This window comes from Brevundimonas sp., assembly GCF_023259385.1.
Classification (GTDB): domain Bacteria; phylum Pseudomonadota; class Alphaproteobacteria; order Caulobacterales; family Caulobacteraceae; genus Brevundimonas.
On record NZ_JAHFPF010000238.1, the window covers coordinates 1 to 5275 of the forward strand.

Genomic DNA, 5275 nt, shown 5'->3' on the forward strand with positions numbered 1-5275 from the left:
GCTCCATTCGACGCCGACGTAGGGGGCGAACTCCCTGCGGATTTCGTAGCGCAGGCGAAGACCCGCCGTGACCGAGGTCAGGCCCGAGCCGATCTCCAGTTCCGGGACATCCTGGGCCGACAGGTTCAGCTCAAGCGCGGGTTGCAGGATCCAGCGCTGGGTGAGACGCTGGTCGTATTCCGCCTCGACGCGGGCCGTCAGGTCGCCGTCGGTCGACAGGAAGGCGGCGGCGCCCATCTCGAACCAGTAGGGGGCGACGCCCTGCACGCCGACGGTCAGGTGGGTCGTGTCCGGGCCGTCCGGGCGGACATCCTGGCGCACGCCCGCCTGAACGTCCCAGAAGGGGGCGACGGCGCGGCTATAGAGGGCCTGAACCTCGGCGTCGTGCAGCTTGCCGCCGAAATCGCCCTCGCCCTCGGTCTTCCACCAGAAGCGGTTGATGTCGCCGCCGGTCCAGCCCTGGGCCTCCCAGCCGTAGCCGTCCTCGCCGTCGCCGAAGCGGGCCTCGAGCCTGTCGATCAGAACCGCCGTGGTGCGGACGTCGCCGTTCTCGACCAGCAGCTGTCTGCGCGCCGCCGCCATGGCGGCCGGATCGAACAGCAGGTCCGCCGCGTGGGCGGGCGCGGCGCGGGCGGAGGGCGGGGGCGGGGTCTCGACCATGCGGCCGCCGACGGCGTCCACGCTGGTCGGAACATTGGGCGGGCCGGCGGTCATGCCGCCCATGTCGTGCCCGGCATGAGGATCGGCTGCCGCCGGGACGGGGCTCATGGTGTGGCCCGCGTGAGGATCGGCGGCGGGCGCCGGGGCCGGAGCCGTCTGCATCCCGCTCATGTCGTGACCGGCGTGCGGATCTGCGGCCGTCGCGGGGGGCGGAGGCGCGGGCCTGTGGGCGGCGTGGGGATCAGCCGGGGGCGGGGTCTGGGCGGGCATGGCGTGCCCGGCGTGCGACTGGGCGGCGGCGGAACCGGCGGCCAGAACCAGCGGCAGGACCGCGGCGGCGGCGAGCAGGGCGCGGTTCATCGGGCCGCTCCTTGCATCGGCCGGACCGTGACGACGTTGAACATCCCGGCGTGCATGTGCATCAGCAGGTGGCAGTGGAAGGCCCAGTCGCCGGGCGCGTCGGCGGTCAGGTCGAAGGTCACCTTTGAGCCCGGCGCCACATTGACCGTGTGCTTCAGCGGCTGATGCCCGTCGTGGCCGTTCACCAGCTGGAAGAAGTGGCCGTGCAGGTGGATCGGGTGGGCCATCATGGTGTCGTTGACCAGGGTGACGCGGACCCGCTCGTTCAGCTCGAACCGGATCGGCTCGACCAGCTCCGAGAATTTGCGGCCGTCAAAGCCCCACATGAACCGTTCCATGTTTCCGGTCAGGTGGATTTCCATCGAACGCGACGGCGGGCGCGTGTCGCGGTTCGGCTCGAGGGCGCGCAGGTCGGTGTAGACCAGCACCCGGTGATCGACGTCCTGCAGGCCCTGCGGACGCTCGCCCAGGCGGTTCGCGGGCGCGGGCGCGACGGCGTCCACCCCGACGCCGACCGCCATGTCGGCGGGGGCGTTGTTCGGGTCGCGCATGCTCATGGCGCCGTGATCCATGGGTGCGGCGGCTTCGCCATGGGCCGAGTGATCCATCCCGGCCATGGAGCCGTGATCCATGCCCGCCATGCCGCCACCCATGCCCATGTCGGTCATGGTCAGGTTGGGAACCTCGCGCAGCGGCGGAACCTCGGCCGTCATGCCCAGGCGCGGGGCCAGGGTGGCGCGGCCCATGCCCGAGCGGTCGATGGCCTCGGACACGATGGTGTAGGCGCGGTCCTCGGTCGGCCGGACGATGACGTCGTAGGTCTCGGCGACCGAGATCTGGAACTCGTCCACCTCGACCGGACGGACGTGCTCGCCGTCGGCCTGGACCACGGTCATGGCCAGGCCGGGGATGCGGACGTTGAAGATCGACATGGCCGAGGCGTTGATGATGCGCAGCCGCACCCGCTCGCCGGGGCGGAACAGTCCGGTCCAGTTCTCCTGCGGGCCATGGCCGTTGATCAGATAGGTGTAGGTCGAGCCGCTGACGTCCAGGATGTCCCGCGGATCCATCCGCATCGATCCCCACATGCGGCGTTCCTCCAGGCTCATGCGGTCCTCGCCCGAGATCAGGCCGGACAGGGTGGTGCGCTGGTGGTTGAAGTAGCCGGGGCTCTTCTTCAGCTTGGCCAGGATTTCGTGCGGATGCATGGAGCTCCAGTCCGACAGGACCAGAACGTGCTCGCGGTCATAGCCGACCGGATCGGCGCCGGCCGGGTCGATGACGATGGGGCCATAGTGGCCCATGGCCTCCTGCAGCCCCGAATGGCTGTGGTACCAGTAGGTGCCGGACTGCCGGATCGGGAACTCGTAGACGAAGGTCTCGCGGGGCTTGATGCCGGGGAAGCTGACGCCCGGCACGCCGTCCATCTGGAACGGCAGCAGCAGGCCGTGCCAGTGGATCGAGGTGTCCTCGTCCAGGGTGTTGGTCACCGACAGGCGCACGTTCTGGCCCTCGCGCATCCGCAGCAGGGGCGCGGGGAGCAGACCGTTGACGGTGAAGGCGTGGCCGGTGCGGCCGCCGACGGTGAAGTCCGAATGCCCCACGGTCAGGTCGATGTTCGGCCCCGTCAGCGTCGGCAGATCGGCGCGCAGCCCCGGCGAACCCGTCTGCGCCCAGGCCGGCATCAGGCCTTGCAGGCCCAGCAGTCCGCCGCCCGCGGCGGCTCCGCGCAGAAGGGCTCGGCGATCAAGGCGTGGGGTCGGCATGGGGCGGGCGGTCCTCGGGCGAATTCGGCTGTTCGTTCAGATACGCAGCGGAACCGGCTTCCCCCTGCGGCGGGTCGCCACAGGCCGGCTTCGGATCAGGTCCCGGCGGCGGAGGACGCCGCCATCCGTTCCGTCAACGCCTTGCGGGCGCGCGCGATCCGGGTCTCCACGGCCTTGACCGTGACGCCCAGGATGGCGGCGATCTCGGCCTGCGACCGCCCTTCCAGGGTGGCGAGCAGCAGGGGCGCCTTCAGGGCGTCCGGCAGGTCCAACAGCGCGCGCTGGAGGGCTTCGGCCCGGCGCCGGTCGTCCAGGCGGGCCTCGGGCGCGGGCGCATCGTCGCCCACCGCCGCCGCCTCGGGCGCGTCCAGGCCCATGACCCCGCGCACCACGCGCCGAACCGCGCGCCGCCGGCCCCAGTCGCGGCATTTGTTGACGGCAATGGCGCGCAGCCAGACATCGAACGGCCGCGCCGGATCATAGCGCCGTATGGCCAGCCAGGCGGCGACATAGGTCTCCTGGAGCAGGTCGTGCGCCTCGTCCTCGTCGCCGACATAGCGGCGGATGAAGCGGTGGAGGTCCCGCTTGGTGGCGGCCATCAGGGCGGTGAAGGCGGCCCGGTCCCCGCGCGCCGCGCGGGCTTCGATGTTCGCCTCGCCCTCCACGCCCGCGCTTAACCGGCGTCGCGGCGCAGGGCGTCGGCGACCGCCGCGTCGAACACCTCGGCCTGGGCCGGGGTCAGGACGGATCGCATCTCGAAGATATGGGCCAAGGTCGCCTTCTGCAGGTCGCCCATGGCCGTATGGAAGTGATCGACCGCCGCCTGGACCTCGGGCGTGTCGCCCCGGTTGACGGCGATGGCGGCGGCCAGTTCGCGGTTGGCGGCCCGGACCTCGGCCTCCAGGGCGGTGCGGCGTGGGGCGAAGCGGGCCTCGATGGCGTCGAGGCGGCGGTCCTGTTCGGCGTTCAGGTCGAGCTTCTCATGGACGACGCTGTGCAGGCTGGGGGGCTGGCGGTCGCGCAGGATCCAGGTCGCGCTGACCCAGGTCGCCGCGCCGCTGGCCAGGGCGGCCAGCACCGCCGTGATCAGGATGGAGGTCCAGGCGGTCTTCATCCGCGGGCGTCCAGGCGCGTGAGGGGCGAGGCGTCGGCCGAGACCGCGAACACCTGCATCTCGGACGGCGCGGACCGGGACGCCGCCAGCATCAGGCCCCCGTTCACCCCGCCGATGACCAGGGCCATGGCGACGGCGGCGAGCCGCACCTGCCCCATCCGCATCTGGGCGCGGCGCTGATCGACGCGGATCCAGACGCCGTTTTCCAGACCGGCCAGCCGCGCCTCGTCCACCGGTCCGGCGGCGGCGATCATTGTTCCGAGGTCATCCGTCATTGCACACCTGCCTCCATGCCCCGTCCAGCATACGCACGCGTCGGCGATAACCCTCATGAGGGGGGCGACGCCATCTCCCGTATAGAGATGAACGCCCCGCGGAGAACACATCTGATGCGATCGACACTGAACCGCCGCCTGTTGCTCGGGGCGGGCCTCGCCGTGGGCATGGGGGGCGCCGCCTGCGCCCAGACCGCGCCACCCCGCGCCCTGACGGTCTACAAGACCCCGACCTGCCCGTGCTGCGACGGATGGGTCGCGCACATGCGCCGGGCGGGCTTCACCGCCACCGTCGTCGTGGTCGACGACCTTCAGCCGGTGCGACGCAGCCGGGGCTTTCCCGACGCGCTGGCGTCCTGTCACACCGGCCTGGTCGGCGGCTATCTGATCGAGGGCCATGTGCCGGCCGAGGATGTCGTCCGTCTGTTGGCCGACCGACCGACCGCCGTGGGCCTGGCCGTGCCGGCCATGCCGCTGGGCTCGCCGGGCATGGAGACGCCGCAGGGCCACAAGGATCCCTACGACACCCTGCTGGTGCTCAGATCGGGCGCCCCGCGCGTTTTCGCCCGCCACAACCAGCCGGCCACCTGAACCCACTTCTGAACCTGACGCACCGGAGCCGATCAATGTCCCGAACCCGCCTCGCCCTGACCTTTTCGGCCGCCATGCTGTGCGCGGCGCCCGCCTTCGCCCAGGATCACGCCCACGACCACAGCACAGCCGCCGGCGCCGTCGCCGCCGAGGCGGCGGACGCGGCCACGGTGGTCGACGCCTTCCACGCCGCGCTGAAGGCCGGGAACACCGCCGCCGCCCTGGCCCTGCTGGCGCCGGAGGTGATGATCTTCGAGGAGGGCGGGGCGGAGCGGTCGCGGGACGAATACGCCTCTCACCACCTCGGCTCGGACGCCGCCTTCGCCGCGGCCTCGGAGGCGACGGTGTCGCGCCGGTCGGGATGGGCCGACGGCGACGTGGCCTGGATCACCAGCGAGGGCCGCACGACGGGTCAGTTCAACGGCCGCGCCGTGGACCGGCTGACGGCCGAGACCATGGTGCTGAAGCGGCACGCCGACGGCTGGCGCATCCATCACATCCACTGGTCG

The 5275-nt window shown here is 71.7% G+C and carries 7 protein-coding genes; 2 read left to right on the top strand and 5 right to left on the bottom strand.

Annotation, left to right across the window (positions count from 1 at the left end; all coding sequences use genetic code 11):
• The 5 genes from Q0C81_RS15405 to Q0C81_RS15425 all read right to left on the bottom strand — a co-directional run.
• On the bottom strand, nt 1-1020 hold a 1020-nt coding region (locus Q0C81_RS15405), incomplete at its 3' end, for a copper resistance protein B (RefSeq protein ID WP_291839867.1).
• Nucleotides 1017-2786 carry a copper resistance system multicopper oxidase gene (locus tag Q0C81_RS15410; protein WP_291839869.1) on the bottom strand — a complete coding sequence of 590 codons (1770 nt, stop codon included), beginning with the start codon at nt 2784-2786 and terminating at the stop codon, nt 1017-1019. The genes Q0C81_RS15410 and Q0C81_RS15405, both read right to left, overlap by 4 nt.
• A gap of 95 nt (nt 2787-2881) precedes the next feature.
• Nucleotides 2882-3451: an RNA polymerase sigma factor gene (locus Q0C81_RS15415; RefSeq protein WP_291839872.1), complete on the bottom strand. Its 570-nt coding sequence runs from the start codon at nt 3449-3451 to the stop codon at nt 2882-2884.
• Nucleotides 3452-3459: 8 nt separating this feature from the next.
• Entirely contained in the window at nt 3460-3900 is a 441-nt protein-coding gene (locus Q0C81_RS15420) for a periplasmic heavy metal sensor (RefSeq protein ID WP_291839875.1), read from the bottom strand.
• Nucleotides 3897-4175 carry a hypothetical protein gene (locus tag Q0C81_RS15425; protein ID WP_291839878.1) on the bottom strand — a complete coding sequence of 93 codons (279 nt, stop codon included), beginning with the start codon at nt 4173-4175 and terminating at the stop codon, nt 3897-3899. The genes Q0C81_RS15420 and Q0C81_RS15425 overlap by 4 nt, the downstream gene beginning before the upstream one ends.
• 114 nt (nt 4176-4289) lie before the next feature.
• Here Q0C81_RS15425 and Q0C81_RS15430 point away from each other — a divergent pair, with 114 nt between their 5' ends.
• Both Q0C81_RS15430 and Q0C81_RS15435 read left to right on the top strand, forming a co-directional pair.
• A complete protein-coding gene (locus tag Q0C81_RS15430; protein ID WP_367118032.1) occupies nt 4290-4766 on the top strand; it encodes a DUF411 domain-containing protein in 477 nt (158 codons plus the stop codon).
• A 35-nt stretch (nt 4767-4801) separates the two neighbouring features.
• Nucleotides 4802-5275, top strand: a 474-nt coding sequence (locus Q0C81_RS15435) for a nuclear transport factor 2 family protein (RefSeq protein ID WP_291839881.1), incomplete at its 3' end; no start/stop codon positions are given.

What these genes read in the sequence shown, in the direction of transcription:
- Q0C81_RS15410 (WP_291839869.1), bottom strand. Translation starts at nt 2,786, where the DNA reads ATGCCGACCCCACGCCTTGATCGCCGAGCCCTTCTGCGCGGAGCCGCC.
- Q0C81_RS15420 (WP_291839875.1), bottom strand. Translation starts at nt 3,900, where the DNA reads ATGAAGACCGCCTGGACCTCCATCCTGATCACGGCGGTGCTGGCCGCC.
- Q0C81_RS15425 (WP_291839878.1), bottom strand. Translation starts at nt 4,175, where the DNA reads ATGACGGATGACCTCGGAACAATGATCGCCGCCGCCGGACCGGTGGAC.
- Q0C81_RS15430 (WP_367118032.1), top strand. Translation starts at nt 4,290, where the DNA reads ATGCGATCGACACTGAACCGCCGCCTGTTGCTCGGGGCGGGCCTCGCC.